General features: G+C 73.8%; 23 protein-coding genes and 1 pseudogene. 13 read left to right on the plus strand and 11 right to left on the minus strand.

Features of this window, described 5'->3' with window-relative positions:
- Positions 1-82: 82 nt before the first annotated feature.
- On the minus strand, positions 83-664 hold the full coding sequence (locus ACN27B_RS25430) for a hypothetical protein (RefSeq protein ID WP_099160919.1): 582 nt from the start codon (positions 662-664) through the stop codon (positions 83-85).
- Between the two features lie 401 nt (positions 665-1065).
- On the opposite strand from ACN27B_RS25430, the gene ACN27B_RS25435 reads away from it, so the two are divergent.
- Together ACN27B_RS25435 and ACN27B_RS25440 are read left to right on the plus strand one after the other, a co-directional pair.
- Positions 1066-1392 carry a hypothetical protein gene (locus ACN27B_RS25435; RefSeq protein ID WP_099160918.1) on the plus strand — a complete coding sequence of 109 codons (327 nt, stop codon included), beginning with the start codon at positions 1066-1068 and terminating at the stop codon, positions 1390-1392.
- On the plus strand, positions 1389-2039 hold the full coding sequence (locus ACN27B_RS25440; RefSeq protein WP_091574379.1) for a nucleotidyl transferase AbiEii/AbiGii toxin family protein: 651 nt from the start codon (positions 1389-1391) through the stop codon (positions 2037-2039). Before ACN27B_RS25435 ends, ACN27B_RS25440 begins: the two co-directional genes overlap by 4 nt.
- A gap of 33 nt (positions 2040-2072) precedes the next feature.
- Here the strand turns inward: ACN27B_RS25440 and ACN27B_RS25445 are convergent, their stop codons facing one another.
- Complete coding sequence (locus ACN27B_RS25445) at positions 2073-2975, minus strand: SDR family oxidoreductase (protein ID WP_099160917.1); 903 nt, start codon at positions 2973-2975, stop codon at positions 2073-2075.
- Between the two features lie 150 nt (positions 2976-3125).
- Here ACN27B_RS25445 and ACN27B_RS25450 point away from each other — a divergent pair, with 150 nt between their 5' ends.
- Positions 3126-4916, plus strand: coding sequence for a bifunctional metallophosphatase/5'-nucleotidase (locus tag ACN27B_RS25450; protein ID WP_422741722.1), 1791 nt, complete (start codon positions 3126-3128; stop codon positions 4914-4916).
- Positions 4917-4947: 31 nt separating this feature from the next.
- Here the strand turns inward: ACN27B_RS25450 and ACN27B_RS25455 are convergent, their stop codons facing one another.
- The gene (locus ACN27B_RS25455) at positions 4948-5133 is read right to left on the minus strand and encodes a hypothetical protein (protein WP_099160915.1); all 186 of its coding nucleotides are present in this window, start codon (positions 5131-5133) and stop codon (positions 4948-4950) included.
- A 95-nt stretch (positions 5134-5228) separates the two neighbouring features.
- On the opposite strand from ACN27B_RS25455, the gene ACN27B_RS25460 reads away from it, so the two are divergent.
- The gene (locus tag ACN27B_RS25460) at positions 5229-6263 is read left to right on the plus strand and encodes an NAD(P)-dependent alcohol dehydrogenase (protein WP_091577607.1); all 1035 of its coding nucleotides are present in this window, start codon (positions 5229-5231) and stop codon (positions 6261-6263) included.
- On the opposite strand, the gene ACN27B_RS25465 is transcribed toward ACN27B_RS25460, so the two are convergent.
- The gene (locus ACN27B_RS25465) at positions 6250-7386 is read right to left on the minus strand and encodes a geranylgeranyl reductase family protein (protein WP_099160914.1); all 1137 of its coding nucleotides are present in this window, start codon (positions 7384-7386) and stop codon (positions 6250-6252) included. The two genes, ACN27B_RS25460 and ACN27B_RS25465, sit on opposite strands and share 14 nt — an antisense overlap.
- Before the next feature lie 126 nt (positions 7387-7512).
- Here ACN27B_RS25465 and ACN27B_RS25470 point away from each other — a divergent pair, with 126 nt between their 5' ends.
- Complete coding sequence (locus ACN27B_RS25470) at positions 7513-7749, plus strand: hypothetical protein (protein WP_091574374.1); 237 nt, start codon at positions 7513-7515, stop codon at positions 7747-7749.
- 71 nt (positions 7750-7820) lie between these two features.
- Complete coding sequence (locus ACN27B_RS25475) at positions 7821-9281, plus strand: MFS transporter (protein WP_422746070.1); 1461 nt, start codon at positions 7821-7823, stop codon at positions 9279-9281.
- Here the strand turns inward: ACN27B_RS25475 and ACN27B_RS25480 are convergent.
- Positions 9180-9821: a helix-turn-helix domain-containing protein gene (locus ACN27B_RS25480; RefSeq protein WP_396822669.1), complete on the minus strand. Its 642-nt coding sequence runs from the start codon at positions 9819-9821 to the stop codon at positions 9180-9182. The genes ACN27B_RS25475 and ACN27B_RS25480 overlap by 102 nt on opposite strands.
- 72 nt (positions 9822-9893) lie before the next feature.
- Between ACN27B_RS25480 and ACN27B_RS25485 the strand changes: the two genes are divergently transcribed.
- The 3 genes from ACN27B_RS25485 (at position 9894) to ACN27B_RS25495 (ending at position 12889) form a co-directional block, all read left to right on the plus strand.
- A complete protein-coding gene (locus ACN27B_RS25485) occupies positions 9894-10235 on the plus strand; it encodes a hypothetical protein (protein ID WP_422741723.1) in 342 nt (113 codons plus the stop codon).
- Positions 10232-11158 carry an alpha/beta hydrolase gene (locus ACN27B_RS25490; protein ID WP_422741724.1) on the plus strand — a complete coding sequence of 309 codons (927 nt, stop codon included), beginning with the start codon at positions 10232-10234 and terminating at the stop codon, positions 11156-11158. The genes ACN27B_RS25485 and ACN27B_RS25490 overlap by 4 nt, the downstream gene beginning before the upstream one ends.
- Positions 11159-11263: 105 nt before the next feature.
- On the plus strand, positions 11264-12889 hold the full coding sequence (locus ACN27B_RS25495) for an alkaline phosphatase D family protein (protein ID WP_396822667.1): 1626 nt from the start codon (positions 11264-11266) through the stop codon (positions 12887-12889).
- Positions 12890-12947: 58 nt separating this feature from the next.
- On the opposite strand, the gene ACN27B_RS25500 is transcribed toward ACN27B_RS25495, so the two are convergent.
- From ACN27B_RS25500 to rho, 4 genes and pseudogenes are all read right to left on the minus strand, one after another.
- Entirely contained in the window at positions 12948-13499 is a 552-nt protein-coding gene (locus ACN27B_RS25500) for a hypothetical protein (RefSeq protein WP_422741725.1), read from the minus strand.
- A gap of 583 nt (positions 13500-14082) precedes the next feature.
- A complete protein-coding gene (locus ACN27B_RS25505; RefSeq protein ID WP_099160907.1) occupies positions 14083-14808 on the minus strand; it encodes a hypothetical protein in 726 nt (241 codons plus the stop codon).
- Between the two features lie 213 nt (positions 14809-15021).
- Positions 15022-16107, minus strand: coding sequence for a DUF3626 domain-containing protein (locus tag ACN27B_RS25510; protein ID WP_422741726.1), 1086 nt, complete (start codon positions 16105-16107; stop codon positions 15022-15024).
- A gap of 97 nt (positions 16108-16204) precedes the next feature.
- Positions 16205-17308 (minus strand): annotated as a pseudogene (gene rho, locus ACN27B_RS25515) (transcription termination factor Rho); the annotation flags it as partial.
- A gap of 289 nt (positions 17309-17597) precedes the next feature.
- Between rho and ACN27B_RS25520 the strand changes: the two are divergent.
- Genes ACN27B_RS25520 through tsaA form a run of 3 tightly spaced genes read left to right on the plus strand, consistent with a single transcriptional unit; the run spans position 17598 to position 19803 of the window.
- Positions 17598-18458 (plus strand): MEDS domain-containing protein, encoded by an 861-nt coding sequence (locus ACN27B_RS25520; protein ID WP_172967782.1) that lies wholly within the window; start codon positions 17598-17600, stop codon positions 18456-18458.
- Positions 18455-19396 (plus strand): sensor histidine kinase, encoded by a 942-nt coding sequence (locus tag ACN27B_RS25525; RefSeq protein ID WP_099160905.1) that lies wholly within the window; start codon positions 18455-18457, stop codon positions 19394-19396. Before ACN27B_RS25520 ends, ACN27B_RS25525 begins: the two co-directional genes overlap by 4 nt.
- On the plus strand, positions 19393-19803 hold the full coding sequence (tsaA, locus tag ACN27B_RS25530; protein ID WP_422741727.1) for a tRNA (N6-threonylcarbamoyladenosine(37)-N6)-methyltransferase TrmO: 411 nt from the start codon (positions 19393-19395) through the stop codon (positions 19801-19803). Before ACN27B_RS25525 ends, tsaA begins: the two co-directional genes overlap by 4 nt.
- A 10-nt stretch (positions 19804-19813) precedes the next feature.
- Here the strand turns inward: tsaA and ACN27B_RS25535 are convergent, their stop codons facing one another.
- The gene (locus ACN27B_RS25535) at positions 19814-20443 is read right to left on the minus strand and encodes an MBL fold metallo-hydrolase (protein WP_099160904.1); all 630 of its coding nucleotides are present in this window, start codon (positions 20441-20443) and stop codon (positions 19814-19816) included.
- Positions 20440-21528 (minus strand): S-(hydroxymethyl)mycothiol dehydrogenase, encoded by a 1089-nt coding sequence (locus tag ACN27B_RS25540; RefSeq protein ID WP_098744780.1) that lies wholly within the window; start codon positions 21526-21528, stop codon positions 20440-20442. The genes ACN27B_RS25535 and ACN27B_RS25540 overlap by 4 nt, the downstream gene beginning before the upstream one ends.
- 131 nt (positions 21529-21659) lie before the next feature.
- Here ACN27B_RS25540 and ACN27B_RS25545 point away from each other — a divergent pair, with 131 nt between their 5' ends.
- Positions 21660-22073, plus strand: a complete 414-nt coding sequence (locus ACN27B_RS25545; protein WP_422741728.1) for a hypothetical protein — start codon at positions 21660-21662, stop codon at positions 22071-22073.
- The last annotated feature ends 4 nt before the right edge of the window (positions 22074-22077 follow it).

Consider the following 22077-nt stretch of genomic DNA (forward strand, 5'->3'; position numbering starts at 1 on the left):
ACTGGACACACCGACGCTCTGCACAACGGTACCGGGGCCACGGTTCTTCCGCTGGCCGTCGTGACCCCGGTCACCGCCGGTCTCAGCTGTTCCAGTGCTGGGCGACGATGTCGGCGGCCTGCTGCTCCCACTGGGCGTAGTGGTCGGGGTAGGCCGAGACCTGGACGGTCTGCGCGGCGACGGTCAGCGGCATGTCCTGCCAGCCGTCGACCTGCTTGAGGGCCTTGAGGAAGGCCGTGGTCGAGTACTCGGGGTCGGTGATCTGCTCGACCGTGCCCCAGCCACTGGACGGGCGCTGCTGGAACAGGCCCTGGGAGTCGTGGTCGTTGCGATCGCCGAGGTGCCCGAGGTTCTCCAGCTTCGACTCCTGCAGGCTGGTCGCGATCGAGATGACCGCGGCGCGCTCGTCCATGCCGGCCTTCTTCGTGGCGGCGATGATCGCCTCGGCGTTGGCGGTCTGCTCGTCGGTGAGGTCGATGTGGGACTGGGCGCCCTGCACGCCGTGCGGGATCAGCGTCGCGGTGTCGAGGCGGCTCTGCACGGCCACGGCGCTCTCGCGCGGCGCGGGGGTGCCGTCGGAGTGGTTCAGCGGGCCGGCGGCGAGGCCACCGGCGACGGTCAGACCGGCGATACCGAGGATGCTCTTGCGCAGCATGGTGTTCATGGGGGCTCCGTTCGGGGGTCGACGCGCCCGGGGGGTGGGCACGCGAGCAGCCGTCAGGCGCTCGGAGAAGTCTTGGAGGGGAATTCCGGCGCGGCGCACGGGGCTCGGGGGGCCGGCTCGTGCGCACCGGGACCAGATATAACGACCGGCTGCCCGCCGTCATTCCGGCGGGGCGCGGTGCGCGCCTGCTCGGCCGTACCCCCTGTTCAACGCCCCCGCCCCCACACCGATTCCGCCTTCCGGGTGACCCCCACCACCCCAAACACCCCCAAACCGTGCACACCGCGCACGGGGCGGCGCGTGTTAAGCGGGGGCCCTTTTACTACCGGAGGCGTTAAGCAGGGGCCCTTCCTTACACCTCGGGCGGGGGCGGAGCGCGCGGGAGGGGTTACCCTGATGCCATGTCGGCCACCACCAGCGCGTACCTCGCCCGGCCCGGGCGACCCGCCGTGGTGGCACGCACCCTCGACGAGCTGGCCGGCCCCACCACCGGCATCGTCGAGCTGCCGGTGCGCCTGATGTGGAGCAGCGAACGCGCCTTCGACCTCGGCGACCCGGACGAGCTGCTCTGGATGTACGAGAACGTGCTGCGTGAGACCACCCGCGTGGCGGACCTGCGCGAGCTGATCCACGCGGGGACGCTGCGCCGGGTGTGGCCGCTGCTCAACCTGCCCCGGGGCGTCCGCCTGGCCTGGGAGGGCCGGCACCGGAGCCTGCGCGCCGCGTGACACATCCGCACGACTTCTACCGGGAGGTGGCCCGGGTCGCGCTCGCCGCCGCCGGCCGGCACCGGTTCGTGCTCGGCGGCGGGGTGGCGTGGGCGGCGCACGGCCTGGTCACCCGCCCCACCGAGGACGTCGACCTGTTCGCCGACGTGGAGGGCGCCCCCGCGGCGGCGGCGGACGGCGTGCGCGCCGCGCTGGAGCGGGCCGGATACCAGGTGCAGGACGCCGACCCCGGTGGCCTGGGCGAGGTGTTCGACGGCTTCGACCGGGACCTGCGCGACTTCGTGGTGCGCCGGGACGGCCGGGAGATCCGCCTCAGCCTGGCCCGCCTGGACCGGCACCGCAGCCCGGTGGTGATGGACCTCGGGCCGGTGATGGACGTGCGGGACCTGATCGCCAACAAGACCGCCGCGCTGGTCAACAGACGCGAGGTACGCGACTACATCGACGTCGCCGCCGCGCTGGACCGCTACGACGTGGCCGACCTGCTGGACCTGGCCCGGCAGGTGGACCCGGCGCTGGACGACGAGGACGTGCGCGCCGCCGGCCGCTACCTGGACGGCCTGGCCGACCGGCGGTTCACCCGCTACGGCCTGGACGCCGCGCGGATCGCCGAGGTGCGCCGCCGGATGGCCGTCTGGCCCCGCTGAGCGGCGGGGTTGGACCGCCGGCGGACGGCACCGTCACTTCGTCGGCTTGCCGCCGGTGACGCCGAGGATCTCGCCGGTGACGTAGCTGGACTCCTGGGAGGCGAAGAAGACGTACGCCGGGGCCAGCTCGGCCGGCTGGCCGGGACGCCCCAGCGGCACGTCGGTGCCGAACTGCTTCACCTTCTCCGTCGGCATGGTGGCCGGGATCAGCGGCGTCCAGATCGGGCCGGGCGCGACGGCGTTCACCCGGATGCCCCGCTCGGCCAGGTTCAGCGCGAGCGCCTTGCTGAAGTTGGCGATGGCCGCCTTGGTGGTGGCGTAGTCGAGCAGCTCCGGCGACGGGTCGAAGGCCTGGATCGACGAGGTGTTGATGATCGTCGAGCCCTCCTTCATGTGCGGCACGGCGAGCTTGCACAGCCAGAACATGGCGTACACGTTGGTCTTGAAGACCCGGTCGAACTGCTCGGTGCTGATGTCGAGCAGGCCGTTGTCCTGCGACATCTGGTAGGCCGCGTTGTTGACCAGGATGTCGATCCCGCCGAGGTCGGCGACCGCGCGCTCGACCAGCTCGCGGCAGTTGGCCTCCTCGCGCAGGTCGGTGCGGACCGCGACGCCCCTGCGCCCGGCCTGCTCGATCAGGGCGACCGTCTCGCGGGCGTCCGCCTCCTCCTCGTCGCCGAGGTAGGAGACCAGGACGTCGGCGCCCTCCCGGGCGAAGGCGATCGCCACGGCGCGACCGATGCCGGAGTCACCACCGGTGATCACCGCCCGCTTGCCGGTGAGCCGGTCGCTGCCCCGGTACGACTCCTCGCCGTGGTCAGGCTTCGGACCCATCTCCTGCTCGCTGCCGGGGGTGGACTGCTGCTGCGCCGGCTGGCCCGCGCGCTGGCCGTACTGCTCGGTGGGGTGCTGCTGGGTGAACTGGTCCTCGGTCATGACTGCGCCCCTACCCGGGAGACCTGCGGGAAAACAGCAGCGGGTGACGAGAGGCGGAACATCTCGGGCCGGTGTGGCGTGCGTGACAGGTGGTGGTTATGGTGCGCAACGGCGCCCACGAGGCGCGTACCCCCCATGGAAAGGCACCTCATGACCTCCTCCTCCGGCGCCTCGCGTCGACAGGTGCTGGCCGTGGCGGCCGCCGCCGCGACCGCCCCGCTGCTCGCCGGCGCGCCCGCCGAGGCGAAGCCGAAGCAGCCGAAGACCTGGGACCTGACCGTCCTCGGCACCTCGGACACCCACGGCAACGTCTACAACTGGGACTACTACAAGGACGCCGAGTTCGACGACAGCAAGCACAACGACGTCGGCGTCGCGAAGCTGGCCACCCTGGTCAACCAGATCCGCGCCGAGCGCAAGGGCCGGGCCACGCTGGTCCTGGACGCCGGTGACACGATCCAGGGCACCCCGCTGGCCACCTACTACGCCAAGCAGGAGCCGATCACCAGCACCGGTGAGACGCACCCGATGGCCAACGCGATGAACGTGCTGAAGTACGACGCGGTCACGCTGGGCAACCACGAGTTCAACTACGGGCTGCCGCTGCTGGCCACCTGGATCGAGCAGCTCGGCTTCCCGGCCCTCGCCGCCAACGCGATCAACGCGAAGACCGGCAAGCCGGCGTTCCTCCCGTACGTGATCAAGGAGGTCCGGCTCGGCGGCCACGGCGCGCCGAAGCTGCGGGTCGGCATCCTCGGCCTGACCAACCCCGGCGTAGCCATCTGGGACAAGGCCAACGTCGAGGGCCGCCTGGTCTTCGCCGACATGGTCGCCACCGCCGCCAAGTGGGTGCCGGAGATGCGCCGGCGTGGCGCCGACGTGGTCATCATCTCCGCGCACGGCGGCGACAGCGGCACCTCCAGCTACGGCCCGGAGCTGCCGAACGAGAACCCGACCGCGCTGATCGCCGAGCAGGTCCCCGGCATCGACGCGATCCTGTTCGGCCACGCCCACAACGAGGTGCCGGAGAAGTTCGTCACCAACCTGAAGACCGGCAAGGCGGTGCTCACCTCCGAGCCGTCGAAGTGGGGCCAGCGGCTCACCCGGATGGACTTCACGCTGACCCGGGAGAAGGGCTGCTGGAAGGTCGTCGACTCGTCGGCCACCACGCTGAACACCAACACCGTGGTCGAGGACCCGGCGGTGCTCGCGGCCGTCCGCGGCCAGCACGCCAAGACCGTCGAGTACGTCAACCGGGTGGTCGCGCGGTCGAGCGTGGAGTTGTCCGCCGCCGAGTCGCGGTACAAGGACACCCCGATCCTCGACTTCATCAACCACGTCCAGACCGAGGTGGTCACCGCGGCGCTGGCCGGCGGCGCGTACGCGGGCCTGCCGGTGCTGTCGATCGCCGCGCCGTTCAGCCGCACCGCGGTCTTCCCGCAGGGTGACGTGCGGATCCGCGACGTGGCCGGCCTCTACGTCTACGACAACACCCTGGAGGCGGTCGTGCTGACCGGCGCCGAGGTGAAGGCGTACCTGGAGTACTCGGCGAAGTACTTCGTCACGGTCCCGGTGGGCGCGCCGGTCAACCCGGAGACCATCAGCGACCCGGCGGTGCCGGACTACAACTACGACGTCTTCTCCGGCGTCGACTACGACATCGACATCTCCAAGCCCGTCGGCCAGCGGATCACCCGCCTGGTGCTGGCCGGCACCGACACCCCGGTGGCGGCGGACGCGCAGTTCGTGGTGGCGGTGAACAACTACCGGCGCAGCGGCGGCGGCAACTTCCCCGGCATCGTGAAGACGCAGGTCTACAACGCGCAGCAGGAGATCCGCCAGCTGCTCATCGACTGGGCGCAGGCCAAGGGCGTCATCGACCCGGCCGACTTCTTCGTGCCCAACTGGAAGCTCGTCCGCGAGGGCGTGCCGGTCTTCTGATCCACCCCGGCGGCTGGCGGGGTCCGCCCCGTCAGCCGCCGGCGCGCAGGTGCCACTCGGACTCGCCGCCCGCCGGGTCCGGCCGGTCCGGGCGGGTGTCCGTCTCGGTGGACTCCGCACGCTCCTCGGGGCGGACCCGGTTCGGCAGCTCGCCGAAGCGGACATGCCGCAGGAACGCGTACTCCTCGTCGGTGAACGGCTCACCCCGCTCGCTCATGCCCGCATTGTGCGCCCGCCCGGCCGGGACCGGTATCAACCGGGACGGCACGGGTATGCCGCCGCGAGACCGACGGCGACGAGGTGGAGGGCGACATGCGCGCGGTACGGATGACCGCACCCGGGGTGCTGGAGCTGGCCGAGGTCCCCACGCCCGAGGCCGGGCCCGGTGAGGTGCTGCTGCGCGTCGGCGCGGTCGGCGCCTGCCACTCCGACCTGCACATCCTCGACGCGGCGGCGGGGATGTTCCCCACCCCGATGACGCTGGGCCACGAGATCGCCGGCACGGTCGAGGCGGCCGGGCCCGGCGTGGACGGCTGGTCGTCCGGGGACCGGGCCGCGGTCTACGGCATCATCGGCTGCGGGCGCTGCCGGGCCTGCCTGCGCGGCGAGGAGAACCGGTGCCGGGTCACGCCGGTCGGCGGCATCGGGCTCAGCCGCGACGGCGGGCTGGCCGAGTACGTGGTGGTGCCCGCGTCCCGGCTGCTGCACGTGGGCGACATGGACCTGACCCAGGCGGCCCCGCTGACCGACGCCGGGCTGACCCCGTACCACGCGGTGGAGCTGGCCCGGCCCCGGCTGCGGCCCGGCACCACCTGCGTGGTGATCGGCATCGGCGGGCTGGGCCACATGGCGGTGCAGATCCTGCTCGCCACCACGGCGGTGCGGATCGTCGCGGTGGACACCAACGTCGCCGCGCTGGACCTGGCCAGCCGTCTCGGCGCCCACCACGTGGTGCAGGCCGGCCCCGACTCGGTCGACAAGATCCGCGACCTGGTCGGCCCGCCGCCGGACGGCGCGGACGTGGTGCTCGACTTCGTCGGCGCGCAGCCCACGCTGGACACCGCCCGGCAGGTCGTCGCGACCGGCGGTCAGCTGCTGCTCGTGGGCCTGGCCGGTGGCACGCTTCCGGTCCGGCCGGTCGCCGACGAACCGCCCACGGTGCCGCTGGAGACCGGCGTGGTGGTCCCGTTCTGGGGCACCCGCGCGGAACTCCAAGAGGTCGTCGCGCTGGCGCGGGACGGCCGGCTGCACGCCGACGTGCAGACGTTCCCGCTGGCCGAGGCGCCCGAGGCGTACGAGGCGTTGCGCCGGGGCGACATCCACGGCCGGGCGGTCATCGTCCCCTGAGCGGGGGCAGCCGGTCGAGCACGGCGAGCGCGGCCCGCACCGGCCGCCGGTCGAGCACCTCGGCGAAACTGGCCCGCCCCTGGCAGAAGCGGGCGAACATCCGCCAGCCGGGCGGGCTGGCCAGCATCGCGTGGAACACGTCGGGGCGGCGTTCGAAGACCTCCAGCAGCCGGTGCCCGGCGCGCATCTCCGGCACCAGCCGCCGGTGGACCTCCCGCCCGTACGCGTCGAGGTCGCCGGCCGCGACCGCCTCGCCGGCCAGCCGACCGGAGCGCAGCGCGTAGCTGATCCCCTCCCGGCTCCACGGCTCCAGCAGGCCGGCCGCGTCGCCGGCGACCAGGACCCGCCCGTGGCGCAGCGGTGAGTCGTCGGCGCGGCAACGGGTGAGGTGGCCGGAGTCGTGCTCGGGGGTCACCCCGGACAGCCCCGTCCGCTCGACGAAGTCGCGCAGGTAGGCCCGGGTCCGCTCGCCCTCACCCCGGGCGGAGATGACGCCGACGGTGAGCCGGTCGCCCTTGGGGAAGACCCAGGCGTACGAGCCGGGCACCGGCCCCCAGTCGATCAGCAGCCGGCCCCGCCACCGCTGCTGGTCGGCGGCGGACGCCGGCAGCTCCAGCTCCAGCCCGAGGTCGACCTGGCGGAACCGCACCCCGACGTGCCGGGCGGTCACCCCGGAGGAGCCGTCCGCACCGACCACCGCACGGGCGTGCACCACCTCGCCGTCGGCCAGCCGCAGGCGTACCCCGTCGGGGTCCTGCTCCACCGCGCGGACCGCGACGCCCTCGCGGACCTGGGCGCCGGCCGTGACCGCGGCGGCGCGCAACCGGTGGTCGAACTCCTCCCGGCGGATCATGGTGACCAGCGGCGCGGGATGCCGGCGGGTGAACGCCCGTCGCCCGTCCCGGGTGAACGTGACCCGGTCGACCCGGTCGTGCGCGGGCACCTCGATCCGCCCGTCGACCTCGGCCAGCGAGGTGCCGATCAGGCCGCCGCCGCAGGTCTTGTACCGGGGGTGGGTGGCCCGCTCGACCACCAGCGTGCGCACACCGGCCCGGGCCGCCGCGACGGCGGCGGAGAGTCCGGCGGGCCCGCCACCGACCACGACGAGGTCCCAGATGATCACGGGTGCAGCCTAGCCGGGACCGCCCGGCAGGACCCTCGATCGGGTGGGCATCAACGTCGGCGGCCCGGGTAACCGCCGGTCGCCGGCCGTCTGCCGATCGGACGGTCCACGCCGAGGAGGGACGCGATGCCTCAGGTCCAGTTGTCCGCGGTCGAGGAACGGGTGTACCAGGCGGTCTCCGCGCTGGAGGTGCGGGGACACGTCCCCTACCCGGACCTGATCGCCGAGGAGACCGGAATGACCGAGGAGGAGCTGCGGGAACCGCTGCACGCGCTCACCGAGCGGGGACTGCTGCACCGGGAGGACTCGCCGATGTCCGGCCTGGACTTCGGACCGCGGTGGTGCGCACGCCAGACGGCCTGATCGCGTCGTTTGCCCCACCGGGGGCCGGGTAGCGATCGGGGATGCGTGATCGACGGTCGGTGGGGGGCGCGATGAGCGGGGACCGGTCGTCGACGCCGGTGCAGGACACCGGGTACGACGACCGGCGCCGCTGGCGCGCGCTCGGCGTCGGCCTGGTCGCGGCGTTCATGACGCTGCTGGACGTCAGCATCGTCAACGTCGCCGTGCCGTCCATCGACCGGGCGCTCGGCGCCACCCCGAGCGACCTGCAGTGGGTGCTCTCCGGGTACGCGCTGACGTTCGGCCTGGTGCTGGTGCCCGCCGGGCGGTTCGGCGACGCGCGTGGCCGACGTACCGCCTTCGTGGTCGGGGTGGGGCTGTTCACGCTGACCAGCGCGCTGGCCGGCCTGGCCACCTCACCGACCTGGCTGATCATCGCCCGACTGGTGCAGGGTGCCGCCGCCGGCGTGGTCAACCCCCAGGTCAGCGGCATGATCCAGCAGCTGTTCCGGGGCGCCGACCGGGGCCGCGCGTTCGGGCTGCTCGGCGCCACCATCGGCATCTCCACCGCTGTCGGCCCCCTGCTCGGCGGGCTGCTCATCCAGCTCGGCGGCGCCGAACACGGCTGGCGGTGGGTGTTCTTCGTGAACATCCCGGTCGGCATCGTGGCCATGGTGCTCGGCTGGCGTCTCGTGCCGGCCCGGCCGACCGGCCAGCCCGACCGGCACCGGCTCGACCCGGTCGGCGTGCTGCTGCTCGGTGTCGGCGTCACCGTGATCCTGCTGCCGCTGGTGCAGCGGGAGCAGTGGCAGGGCTCGGCCAAGTGGTTGCTGATCCCCGTCGGCCTGCTGCTGCTGGCCGCGTTCGCGCTCTGGGAGCGCCGCTACGCCCGGCACACCCAGCCGCTGTTCGACCTGCGGCTGTTCACGCTGCGCTCGTACACGCTGGGCGCGCTGATCGGCCTGATCTACTTCGCCGGCTTCACCGCGATCTTCTTCATCTTCACGCTCTACCTGCAGATGGGCCTGGGTTACAGCGCGCTGGTCGCCGGCCTGGCGATCACCCCGTTCGCGCTCGGCTCGGCGGTCGCGTCGGCGCTGGGCGGACGGGTGGTCACCCGCTACGGCCGGCCGCTGGTCGCCGTCGGGCTGGCGGCCGTGGTGCTCGGACTGGTCGCGACGGACCTGGTGCTGACCGGTGGGCCGCACGACGACGTGCCGCTGCGGACCGCGCTGCCGCTGCTCGTCGCCGGCCTCGGCAGCGGCCTGGTGATCGCGCCGAACCAGACGCTCACGCTCTCCGAGGTGCCGGTGCCGATGGCCGGAAGCGGCGCCGGCATGCTCCAGACCGGGCAGCGGATCGGCTCGGCCGCCGGGATCGCGGCGGTCGGCGCGTTGTTCTTCTCCACCCTGGCGGCGAACCGGGGCGACTGGTCGGTGGCGTTCCGGCACTCACTGCTGCTGGCCGCCGGGATCATCGTGCTGGCGCTGGTCGCCGCCCTGGTGGACGTCCTCTTCGGTCACCGGAGCTCCGGCGCCCCGTCGCGGTCCTGACCGGTCGGCGCCCTCGCCGCCGGGCAGCAGGACCGTGGTGAGCAGCCGGCGGCTGCGCCCGGGGCCGGCGGGCAGCGCCGCGTACTCGGCGAACAGGCCGCGGAACCGGGCGACGAACTCGGCCGTCTCGGCGTCGCTGGCGTGGAAGGCGTTCTGCCGGTAGCCGGCCTGGTCGCGGCCCAGGTCACCGCCGCCGCCGTCGAGGTAGCGGTCGAAGTCGGCGAGCAGACCGGAGACGAACGTGAGGAACGCCTGGCGGTGCCGTTGCGGGCTCATGGCGCGCGCGGTCTCCGCGTCCACCGACGCCGCCACCTCGTTCAGCCGGTAGCTCCGTTCGACGGCGCCGCGCGCCCGCCGCTCCCCCACCACGTGCAGCACGTCGTGGTCGACCAGCGTGGCGACCTGCCGATAGAGCGTCGCCGCTGGGACGTCGCTCAGCTCCGCCCGCAGGTCGGTGGTGGTCAGCGTCCGGCCGCCGAGGAACGCCTGGACGACACGCAGCCGGATCGGGTGGAGCAGCAGCTCCGTGGTGTCGAGCACCACAGGCACCTCCCTGTTCTTCTCATCAGCGGTAATGTTATCAGCAGCGAGAACAAATGAGGAGGAGCCCCGATGGCCACCGTCCACCTGACCGCCGACCGGATCCACGTCCGCCTCACCGCCGCCGAGAAGGTCTGGGCCCTGCGTGGCGACCTGTCGTTCCCCCGTTCCGCCGTCCGGACCGCCACCGTCGTGCCCGACGGTCTGCACGCGACCCGCGGCCTCCGGGCGCCCGGGCTCGGCGTGCCCGGGCTGCGCAAGGTCGGCACCTGGCGCGGCGCGGCCGGCCGGCAGTTCGTCAGCGTCCGCACCGGCCAGCCCGCCGTCCGGATCACCCTCACCGACCAGCGCTACGACGCCCTGCTCATCGGCGCCGACGACGCCGCGGCGCTCGCCGAGGCGGTGCGCGGGTGAGCACCGGGCGGCCCCTGGAGTTCACCTCCCACGGCCACCGGCTGGTCGGCACGCTCACCCGGCCCGACGGCGCCGGCCCGCACCCCGGAGCGTTGCTGCTGCCCGGCTCCGGCCCCCTGAACCGCGACGGCGACCACCGTCGCCTCCCCCTGGGGATCCAACGCGACCTGGCGGCGGCCCTGGCCGACGCCGGAACGGCCACCCTCCGCTACGACCGCCGGGGCGTCGGCGACAGCACCGGCGAGTTCCTGCGTACCGGGTTCCACGACAACGTCGAGGACGCGGCGGCCGCGCTCGCCGCGCTCGCCGCGGACCCGGCCGTCGACTCCCGGAAACTGTTCCTGGTCGGGCACAGCGAGGGCGCCCTCACCGCGGTGTCGCTGGCCGCCCGAGGCGTCCCGCTGGCCGGGCTGGTCCTGCTCGCCGGCACCGGCCGCACCGGCGCCGAGGTCCTGCGCCGGCAGGCGGCGCTGCTGCTGCCCACGCTGCCCGCGCCGGTACGCCTGCTGCTCCGGCTCACCCGCACCGACCTGGAGGCCAAGGTCGCCCGCAACCACGAGAAGATCCTCGCCACCACCGCGGACGTGGCCCGCATCGGCGGGCAGCGGGTCAACGCCCGGTGGATGCGGGAGTTCCTGCGGTACGACCCCCGGCCGGACCTGGCCCGGGTGCACGTCCCCGTCCTCGCGGTCACCGGCGACAAGGATCTGCAGACCGACCCGGCGGACCTGGCCGTCATCGCCGCCGCCGCGGGCGGGCCGGTGCTGACCCGACTGCTCCCCGACGTCACCCACGTGCTGCGCCGCCAACCCGGGCCGCCGTCGCTGCGGGCGTACCGCCGCGAGGTCCGGGAACCGGTCCACCGGTCCGTGCTCGACGCGGTCGTCTCGTGGCTCACCGCGCGGGCCGCCGACGTCGCCTGACAGTGCCCCGGCGGACGACCGACAGACGAACCGACAGGGAAGAAGCGGCGAAATCCACGCTCGGGGGCAGCGCGACGGACGTCGACAGCGGTAGATACAAGGGTCATGACGAACACCCTCGACCGTCGCACCCTGCTGCGCCTGGCCGGAGCCTCCGCCGGCACCGCCGTGCTCGCCGGCGCCACCCTGGCCGGCACCTCCCCCGCCGGCGCGGCCACCGCCGCGTTCCGCCACGGCGTCGCCTCCGGTGACCCGCTGCCGGACGGGATCCTGCTCTGGACCCGGGTCACCCCCACCCCCGACGCGCTGCCCGGCTCCGGCGCCGGCCCGGACGTGGAGGTGACCTGGCAGGTCGCCGCCGACCCGGACTTCGCCGCGCCGGTGGCCGCCGGCACGTTCCCCACCGGGGCGGCCCGCGACCACACCGTGAAGGTCGCCGTCTCCGGTCTCGACCCGGCGACCACCTACTGGTACCGCTTCGGGTACGCCGACGCCTGGTCGCCGACCGGCCGCACCACCACCGCCCCGCCCGACGACGCGGCGGTGGACCGGCTGCGGCTGGGCGTGGTGTCCTGCGCCAACTGGGAGGCCGGCTACTTCGCGGCGTACCGGCGGCTGGCCGACCGGGACGACCTGAACCTGGTCGTCCACCTCGGTGACTACCTCTACGAGTACGGGACCGGCGAGTTCACCGCCGCCGGCCGGGTGGTGCGGCCCACCCAGCCGCCGCACGAGGTGCTCACGCTGGCCGACTACCGGATCCGGCACGCGCTCTACAAGACCGACCCGCACCTGCAGGCGCTGCACGCGGCGGTGCCGTGGATCATCACCTGGGACGACCACGAGGTGGCCAACGACGAATGGTCCGGTGGCGCGGAGAACCACACGCCCGGCACCGAGGGACCGTTCGCCGACCGGCTCGCCGCCGCCCGGCAGGCGTACCTGGAGTGGATGCCGGTGCGCGTCGGCGTCGACGGGGCGATCTACCGGCGGTTCCGCTTCGGCCGGCTGGCCGAGCTGTCCATGCTGGACCTGCGCTCGTACCGGTCGGCGCAGGCCACCGGCACGGCCGTCGACGACCCGGCCCGCACGATCACCGGCGACGCCCAGATGGCCTGGCTGAAGGCCGGCCTGTCCGGGTCCACGGCCCGCTGGAAGCTGGTCGGCAACCCGGTGATGATCGCCCGGGTGGACGTCGGCGCCATGCCGGCGTGGCTGCTCGGCCCGCTCGGCAAGCTGCTCGGCATCCCGGAGAACGGCGCGGTGCTCAACGCCGACCAGTGGGACGGATACAACGCCGACCGCAACGAGCTGGTGGACCACATCCGGGCCACCGGCACGCGGGACGTGGTGTTCCTGACCGGCGACATCCACACCTCGTGGGCCAACGAGGTCACCACCCGCGCCACCGGGTCGGCCAACCCGGCCGCGGCCGAGTTCGTGGTGCCGTCGGTGACCAGCGACAACGTCAACGACTTCCTGAAGCTGCCGGCGGGCAACGCGCTGAGCCAGCTCGGCGCCGGCCTGATCCGGTCCACCAACCCGCACGTGCGGTGGACCGAACTCGACGGACACGGGTACGGGGTCTTCGAGGTGACCCCGCAGCGCTGCCGGATGGACTGGTACCACCTGGCCGACCGCACCAGCAGCACCAGCGGCAGCCGGTGGGTGGCCGGCTGGTCGGTGGGGGCCGGGTCGTCCCGGCTGCGGGCCGAGGCCGCGCCGGCCTGACCCCTTGCCGGCACGCGCGAAGGCCGGCACCCCGGGTTCGGGGTGCCGGCCTTCGGTCTTACTTGGTCCAGTGCTCGGCCACGATGTCGGTGGCCTGCTTCTCCCACTGGGCGTAGGCGTCGGGGTAGGCGGAGACCTGGACGGTCTGCGCGGCCTCGGTCAGCGGCATCTTCTCCCAGCCGTCGACCTGCTTCAGGCCCTTGAGGAACGCCAGGGTCGAGTACTCGGGGTCGGTGATCTGCTCCGGCGTGCCCCAACCGGAGGAGGGGCGCTGCTGGAACAGGCCCAGCGAGTCGTGGTCGTTGCGGTCGCCGAGGTGGCCCAGGTTCTCCAGCTTCGACTCCTGCAGGCTCGTGGCGATCGAGATGACCGCGGCCCGCTCCGGCAGACCGGCCTTCTTCGTCGCGGCGATGATCGCCTTCGCGTTGGCCAACTGCTCGTCGTTCAGGTCGATGCGCGACTGCTCACCCTGCACGGACGCGACAGCCACGACCGGCTTGGCGGCGGCATGGGCGGTGTCGGCGTGGGCGGCGACCGGACCGGCGAACACACCACCGGTGAAGGCCAGACCAGCAATACCGAGAACGCTCTTACGCAGGATCGTGTTCATGAGAGGGCTCCATTCGGGGGTCAACACACCCGGGGGGGGGTGTGGGCACCGTCAGGCGCTCAAAAAAGTCTTGGGGGGATCCGGCTGGCTCGCGGGGCGGGGGGCCTCGTCACGGCGCCGGGATGATGTGTAACGACCGGCTACCGGCCGTCATTCCCCGGGGGGCGGGGACACGGCGGTGCGGGCGGGGTTCGCCTGCTCGGTCGTTCACCGGGTTACAACGCCGCCCACCCGCCGGCGATTCCACGCCCCGGGTGCCGCCCACCACCACCGAACCGGACACCCACCCCACCCGGGCAGCCGGGCAACCATGGGTGATCCCGACACAGGAGACACCCAGCCCGATCCACCCGTCGCCCGTTGACTCCCGTCGGCGGAACGCCGCGGGTGCGTACCGGCCTCGGAGACACCCATGACGTTCCACCGACCGCCCGTTGATCTCGTTGGTGGAACGCTACGGGTGCCTCTCGACCTCGGAGACACCCATGGCGTTCCACCCACCGGCCCACCAGCCGAGCGCGACGGACGGGGAGGTGGAACGGCCGGCCCCGGAAGCCGGGGCCGGCCGTTCACGCGTGACGGGTCACCACACCTGCTGGACGATGTCCGCGGCCTGCTCCTCCCACTGCGCGTACGCGTACGGGTAGGCGGACACCTGGACCGTCTGCGCCGCGGCGGTCAGCGGCAGGTCCTGCCAGCCGCCGACGTTCTTCAGCGCGCCGAAGAACGCCTTGCTGGCGTACTCGGGGTCGGTGATCTGCTCGGACGTGCCCCAACCGGACGACGGGCGCTGCTGGAACAGACCCTCCGAGTCGTGGTCGTTGTACGCGCCGAGGTGACCGAGGTTGTAGAGCTTGGACTCCTGCAGGGAGGTGGCGACGCCGATCACGGCGCCCCGCTCCCCCACGCCGGACTCCTTGGCCGCCTTGACGATGGCCTTGGCGTTGTCGAGCTGGGCGTCGTCGAGCGGGATACGCGACTGCGCGCCCTCGACGCCGTGCGGCATAAGCCGGTCCCGCGCCGGCCGGTCGGCCTTGCTCGGCACCTTGTCGCTGCCGGTGGTCAGGCCGGACTTCACCGTCTCGGTGGCGGTCTTCTTGCCGGTGGCCAGGTCGATGGCGGCCTTGGCGCCGGCGTGCGGTCCGCTGGTCACCGGGGCGGCGACGGCGGTGGGGCCGAAGGCCAGCCCGCCCAGGGCGGCCACGCCCGCGACGGTCAGCACGGCGCGGCGGTTCTGGGCCAGGTCGGTGGTCCTGGCGACGGCGGTCTTCGCGATGGCGGGGAGCCATCGGGTGAAGTGCTGCTTCACGATGGTTGCCCTTTCGATCGTTACGACGCGCTCCGGGGTGAGCGCCCCTTGGCGGACTACCGGCGGGTACGGGGTTTGCGATGCCGGCGGTACGGGGAACACAACCCGCTCGACGTGTCGGTCATTCCGGATATGCCAGGCGCGGCGAGAGCTGCGGTCCAGGTCACCCGGGGTATCGGACAGCCCGGCCCGGCCCGTGTCGGAACGGGACGATCAGGCCGGACGGCCGAACCGGACCAGCACGTGCCAGAGCTGCTTGAGGTGCTGGTGGGTCACCTCGGCCGGCCCGCGGTCGGCCCAGCGCTGCGGCTCGCGTACCAGGGATGCGGCGGCGCGACCGACGAGCGCCGCGTGCAGCGGCTCCCCCGGCCGGGCGAACTCGGCGTGCACGCGGGCGGCCAACGGCGGGATGTCCGGTCCGCGGAACTCGGCGTCGACGTCGTCCACGGCCAGTTCGAAGCCGGCGTGCCAGCGCAGCGCGAAGCCGTGCCGGGCGGCGATCGCGGCCAGCAGCCGTCCCTCGCGGGTGCCGCGGAAGGACGGGTCGCAGACCACGGCCTCGACGTCGCGGGCGAGACTCAGCTCGCCGTGCACCTGCGCCTCGATGTAGTCGTCCAGCGCGCGACCGGCCTGCTCGGACGCCCGTTCACATCGGCGCAGGAGTGCCCGCAGCAGGGTGCCGGTGTCCATTCCGGCCACCCCCAGGCTGATGCCCGTCCCCTCGGTCGCGGTCAGCAGCGCGGCGAGGACCGGCTCGAAGACGACGGCGGTGCCGACCTCGGTCGGCCCGAGGTGACTGTCGCCGAAGCAGAACGTGGCGCGGGCCAACGCCTCCGGACGCAGCCGCAGGTGACAGGAGCCGAACCGGGGACAGGCACCGTCCGGATGGTCGAGCAGGTTCAGGCCGCCGTACCTGGGACGCTCGGCGGGGAGCACGCCGGGACGCTGGTACGCGCCGCCGAAGAGCGCGGCCTCCCACACGTCCCGGTCGCCGCCGGGGAACGCGGTCAGCCCACCGTTGCCGATGCCGGTCTCGAACTGGCTGCGGTAGACGCCCTCCTCGTCGAGTGCCTCGGCCACGGTGCGGCCGTCGCGCAGCAGCCGGTCCGGGTGAAAGTTGAGCGTCAGCCGGCCGTGCGCGGTCACCGCCGCGAGGACCTCCTCGTACCGGTAGGACGTGCCCGAACCGGCGAGATGCTTCGCGATGACGGCGAGCGCCGCCGGGCGGTCGCGCATGGCGACGTCACGCACGTGTCGCAGCGCGGCGGACTGGGCTTCGGTCAGGACGGTCCCCGGCACGGCGTCGAGTATCGCCGGCCCGGCGTCCGGGCGGCGAGGGGTTTCTTCCTGGAGTACGGCGGGGCGGTGTACCTCTGCTCCGCCGTGGTCGACGATCCTAACCGTGGGCGGCGGCGCCGAGGCGGGCCAGCAGGTGCGCGTTGCCGCCGGTGGCCGCGAGTTGGCGCAGCAGCTGATCCAGGCCGGCCTGACGGTCCAGGGTGGACAGCGCCGATCGCAGTGCCCGCAGGCGGTGCCGCTCGACGTCGGTGCAGAGCAGGTCGTCCCGCCGGGTGCCGGAGGCCCGCAGGTCGACGGCCGGGAAGGTCCGCCGGTCGGCGAGCGCGCGGTCCAGCCTCAGCTCGGCGTTGCCGGTGCTCTTGAACTCCTCGAAGATGAGGGTGTCGGCGGCCGAGCCGGTCTCCACCAGGGCCGAGGCCAGGATGGTCAGCGAACCGCCCTCCTCGATCGCGCGGGCCGCGGCGAGCAGCTGCTTGGGCGGGGTCAGCGCGGCCACGTCGACACCACCGGAGAGCGTACGCCCGGCCGAGCGGACGGTGAGGTTGTAGGCACGACCGAGGCGGGTCAGCGAGTCGAGCAGCACGACCACGTCGTGCCCCAGCTCGACCAGACGCTTCGCCCGCTCGATCGCCAGCTCCGCCACGGTGGTGTGGTCCTGCGGCGGACGGTCGAACGTGGCCGCGACGACCTCGCCCTTCACCGACCGGGACATGTCGGTGACCTCTTCCGGCCGCTCGTCGACCAGCACCACCATCAGGTGGCACTCCGGGTTGTTGCGGGTGATCGCGTCCGCGACCGCCTGCAGCACCATCGTCTTACCGGCCTTCGGCGGCGACACGATCAGCGCCCGCTGACCCTTGCCGATCGGCATCACCAGGTCGATCACCCGGGTGGTCAGGATGTGCGGCTCGGTCTCCAGCCGCAGCCGCTCCCGTGGGTACACCGGCGTGAGCTGGTAGAAGTCGCGCCGCCGGCGGGCCTGCTCCGGCGGCACGCCGTTGATGCCGTCCAGCCGCTCCAAGGGCACCGGCCGGCCCGGACGCGGGGCGGCGAGGACCGTGCCGGTGACCAGGTCACCGCGGCGCAGGCCGTGCCGGCGCAGCTGACCGGCGGCGAGGTGGACGTCGGCGGCGGACGGCAGGTAGCCGTCCACCCGGAGCCACGCGTGCCCGTCGACGATGTCGACGACACCGCTGACGGGACGTGATGCGGAGGTCATGGGGGTTGCCTTTCGGGACCGTGCCGGCCGGTGCGGACGGCAGGGGAAGGAGTGCCTGCGGGAACCCTCCGGGCGGAAAGCCGGGGATGCGACCACGGGCGGAGAGCCGGACAGGACCGGCCACCTGGGGAAGATCGGACGTCGGGCGGCGCCGTGCGCCGGCTTCCGGGTCCACAGGCAGGCTAGCCCCTCGGCGGCGCGGCGGGCAAGCGGATCGGCGCCCCGGCGCGGCGTTACAGTGAGGCACGCGTCCACCGGGAAGGCTCGCACCGTGACTGCTACGACCGTGGTCGACCAGGTCGATCTGGGGGACCACGTCTGCTGGATCCACGACGACGACGGCGACGCGCTCGACACGGTCGGCCGTTTCGCCGCCACCGGGCTGCGCCGCGGCCACAAGGTGGTCTGCTTCACCGAGACGTCCACGCCGCAGGCGGTCCGCGCCCGTGTCGACGCCGTCGGCGTGCCGACCGAGGCCGCGGTGGCGGCGGGCCAGCTGCGCATCCTGCCCGCCGTGGAGGCCTTCCTGGCCGGGGGCCGGCCGACCCCGGCCGCCATGGCCGAGGCCGTGCGCGACGAGGTCATCCGGGCCCGGCGGGAGGGCTATCCGGGGATTCGCCTCAGCGGCGACATGACGTGGGTGCTGGGCACCGCCGTGAGCCTCGACGAGCTGCGCCGCTACGAGCAGGCGCTCAATCCCCTCTTCCCGGACGGCCGGGTCGCCGGCCTGTGCCTGTACGACCGGCGCCGGTTCCCCGCCGAGCAGTTGCGGATCCTCGCGGCGGCCCACCCGGGCACCGCCGGGCCGCATCCGCCGCGCACCTGGTCCCCGCTGCTGCGCGCGTACCGGACCGGCGACCCGCCCGGCCTGAGGCTGGTGGGGCAGGTGGACCGCAGCAACCGCGACGCGTTCATCGCGCTGCTCGCCGACCTGACCGCCGGGGAACGCGCGCCGGCCGGGCCGCCGGTGCTGGACCTGACCGACATGAGCTTCGCCGACGCCGGCGCCGCCACCGAGCTGGCCCGGGCCGACCGGGCCAGCCACACCGGCATCCGGCTGGTCGGCTGCCGGCCGGCGCTGCACCGGCTGCTGCACGTGCTGGGCGGCGTGACCTCCGGGGCCCCGGCATGAGCGCGCCGACCGCTGTGGGGCTGCGGCACGAGCTGTCGTTCTACACCGACGCCGCGAGCCTGCTGGCGGTCGCGGTGCCGTTCGTCCATGAGGGACTGGCGGCCGGTGAGCCGGTGCTGGTGGCCGCGCCGGCGCCCCGGCTGGCGTTGCTGCGCGCCGCGCTCGGGCCGGCCGCGGACACGGTCGGATGGGCCGACATGGGCGAGGCCGGGCGCAACCCGGGACGGATCATCCCCTGGGTGCTCCAGGCGTTCGCCGACCGGCATCCCGGCCGGCGGGTGCGGGTCATCGGCGAGCCGATCTGGGCCGGACGCTCGGTGGAGGAGTACCCGGCCTGCGCCCAGCACGAGGCCGCGATCAACGGGGCCCTGGCGGACCGGGCGATGACCGTCCTGTGCCCGTACGACGCCGGCCGGCTCGAGCCGGGGGTGCTCGCGGAGGCCCGCTGCACCCATCCGACGCTCGTGGAGCGTGGTGGGCGCCGCCGCGTCGCCGGGTACGCGCCGGCGGAGGTGATCGCGCGGCACAACCGACCGCTGCCCGCACCCGACGGGCCGGTGTCGGTGCTCCGCTACACCCTGGACACGCTGCCGGAGGTCCGCCGCTTCGTCGCCGGGCACGCGAGCGCCGGCGGGCTGGACGCGGACCGGGTGGCCGACCTGCAGATCGCGGTCACCGAGCTGGCCACCAACAGCATCGCCCACGCCGCCGGCTCGGGGACGCTGCGGTTCTGGCTCACCGACCGGCACGTGGTGTGCGAGGTCCACGACGACGGCCGGCTGTCCGACCCGCTGGCCGGTCGGCTCGCTCCCGGGCACGACGGCATCGGCGGGCGCGGCCTGGTCATCGTGCACGCCCTGTGCGACCTGGTGCGGGTGCACACCGGGGTCGCCGGCACCACCGTCCGGCTGCACCTGCGGAGAGGGGACACCGCGTGACGACGCCCGCACACCTGCTCCGCCCGGTCGGCCGGGTGGAGTCGTCGTTGACCGATCCGGCCACCGCGCCCTGTCAGGGCGACGAGGGCGCGCCGCAGGCGTGGCTGGTGTTCGACGAGGCGTACCTCCCGGCGCTGGCGGGCCTGCGCCCGGGGGCGGAGGTGCTGGTGCTGACCTGGCTGGACCGGGCCCGGCGGGACGTCCTCACGGTGCACCCGCGCGGTGACGTCACCCGCGCGGAGGCCGGGGTGTTCGCCACCCGCTCGCCGCACCGCCCCAACCCGGTCGGCGTGCACCGGGTACGCCTGCTCGAGGTGACCGGCGCCCGGGTGCGGGTGGACGCGTTGGAGGCGCTGGACGGCACGCCCGTCGTCGACCTCAAGCCGGTGCTCGACGGGGAACGCTGAGCCGCCCGGCTCAGTGGCCCCGGGCGATCCACTCCTGAAGGTGCGGCGCCTCGGCGCCGACGGTGGTGTCGTCGCCGTGCCCGGTGTGCACCACCGTCTCCGGCGGCAGGGTGAGCAGCCGGGTGCGGATGGACTCGACGATGGCGCCGAAATCGCTGTAGGAACGGCCGGTGGCGCCGGGACCGCCGGCGAACAGGGTGTCGCCGGTGAAGACCGCGCCCAGCTCCGGGGCGTACAGGCTGCACGCTCCCGGGCTGTGGCCGGGCGTGTGCAGGACCCGCAGCGTGGCCCCGCCGACGGTGACGGTCTGCCCGTCGGTGAGGTCGCCGTCCGGTGGCGTGTCCGGGTGTACCTGGTCCCACAGCACCCGGTCGGCCGGGTGCAGCAGGACCGGCGCGCCGGTGGCCCGGGCCAGCTCGGGAGCGACCCGGACGTGGTCGTCGTGGGCGTGGGTGGCCAGGATCGCCAGCACGCGGCGGTCGCCGACCAGCGCGCGGATCGCGGCCACGTCGTGCGGCGCGTCGACGACGACGCACTCGGTGTCGTCGCCGATCACCCAGACGTTGTTGTCCACGTCGAAGGTCTGCCCGTCCAGGGAGAACGTGCCGGACGTGACGGCGTGGTCGACGTGGGCGGTCACGGGAAGACCACCACCGAGCGCAGCACGTCGCCGTGGTGCATCCGGGTGAACGCCTCCTCGACCTGGTCCAGCGCGATCTCCTCGGTGACGAACGCGTCCAGGTCCAGCCGGCCCTGCCGGTACAGCTCGGTGAGCATCGGGAAGTCGCGGCTGGGCAGGCAGTCGCCGTACCAGCTGGACTTGAGCGCGCCGCCGCGCCCGAACACGTCGAGCAGCGGCAGGTCGACGGTCATCTCCGGGGTGGGCACACCGACCAGCACGACCGTGCCGGCGAGGTCGCGCGCGTAGAAGGCCTGCTTCCAGGTCTCCGGGCGGCCGACCGCGTCGATCACCACGTCGGCGCCGAATCCGCCGGTGGCGGCACGGATCGCCTCGACCGGGTCGTCCTCGGAGGCGTTGACGGTGTGGGTGGCGCCGAACCGGCGCGCCCAGTCGAGCTTGCGGGAGTCGGTGTCCACCGCGACGATCGTGGTCGCGCCGGCCAGGGCCGCGCCGGCCACCGCGGCGTCGCCGACGCCGCCGCAGCCGATCACCGCGACGGAGTCGCCCCGGGTCACCCCGCCGGTGTTCATGGCCGCGCCGAGGCCGGCCATCACGCCGCAGCCGAGCAGGCCGACGGCGGCGGGCCGGGCCGACGGGTCGACCTTGGTGCACTGGCCGGCGTGCACGAGCGTCTTCTCGGCGAACGCGCCGATGCCGAGCGCGGGCGACAGCTCGGTGCCGTCGGTCAGGGTCATCTTCTGCGCCGCGTTGTGGGTGGCGAAGCAGTACCAGGGCCGGCCGCGCCGGCAGGCCCGGCACTGCCCGCAGACCGCCCGCCAGTTGAGCACCACGAAGTCGCCGGGGGCCACGTCGGTGACGCCGTCGCCCACCTGCTCGACGATGCCGGCGGCCTCGTGGCCGAGCAGGAACGGGTAGTCGTCGTTGATGCCGCCCTCGCGGTAGTGCAGGTCGGTGTGGCACACGCCGCAGGACTGGACGCGGACCACCGCCTCGCCCGGCCCCGGGTCGGGCACCACGATCGTGGTGACCTCCACGGGCGCGCCCTTGCGCCGCGACACGACTCCCCGGACTTCCTGGCTCACGGTCGTCTCCTTCGTTCAGGTCCTGTGCCGAACCTACCGCCGATCATCGCCGGCGGCCCGGCGCCGACCGGCGGAATGCCCCGCCCGTCACCGGGTACCCGCAGGGCCCGGCACCTCGACAAGGAGTGATCATGAGGTTGACGCACGCCCCGCTGCGCATCGCCATCGGCGCGTACATCCTGAACTCCGGGCTCTCCAAGCGGACCCTGGAGGGCGAGGCCGCGGCGGGGATGCACGGCATGGCGGTCGGCGCGCTGCCGCAGCTGCGCCAGATTCCTCCGGACCGGTTCGCCATGTTGCTGTCCCGCGCCGAGACGGCGCTGGGCGTGGCCTTGCTCGCGCCGTTCGTGCCGTCGCTGCTGGCCGGCGCCGGGCTGACCGCGTTCGGCGCGGGGCTGGTGCAGCTCTACCTCAAGACGCCCGGGATGCGGGAGGGCACCAGCCTGCGGCCCAGCCAGGCGGGCATCGGGCTGGCCAAGGACGTGTGGCTGGTCGGTGCGGGCCTGACGCTGGTGCTGGACTCGCTCACCCGCCGTCGGCGCTGACCCC

The organism is Micromonospora sp. WMMD754, from assembly GCF_049315235.1.
GTDB classification, from domain to species: domain Bacteria; phylum Actinomycetota; class Actinomycetes; order Mycobacteriales; family Micromonosporaceae; genus Micromonospora; species Micromonospora sediminicola.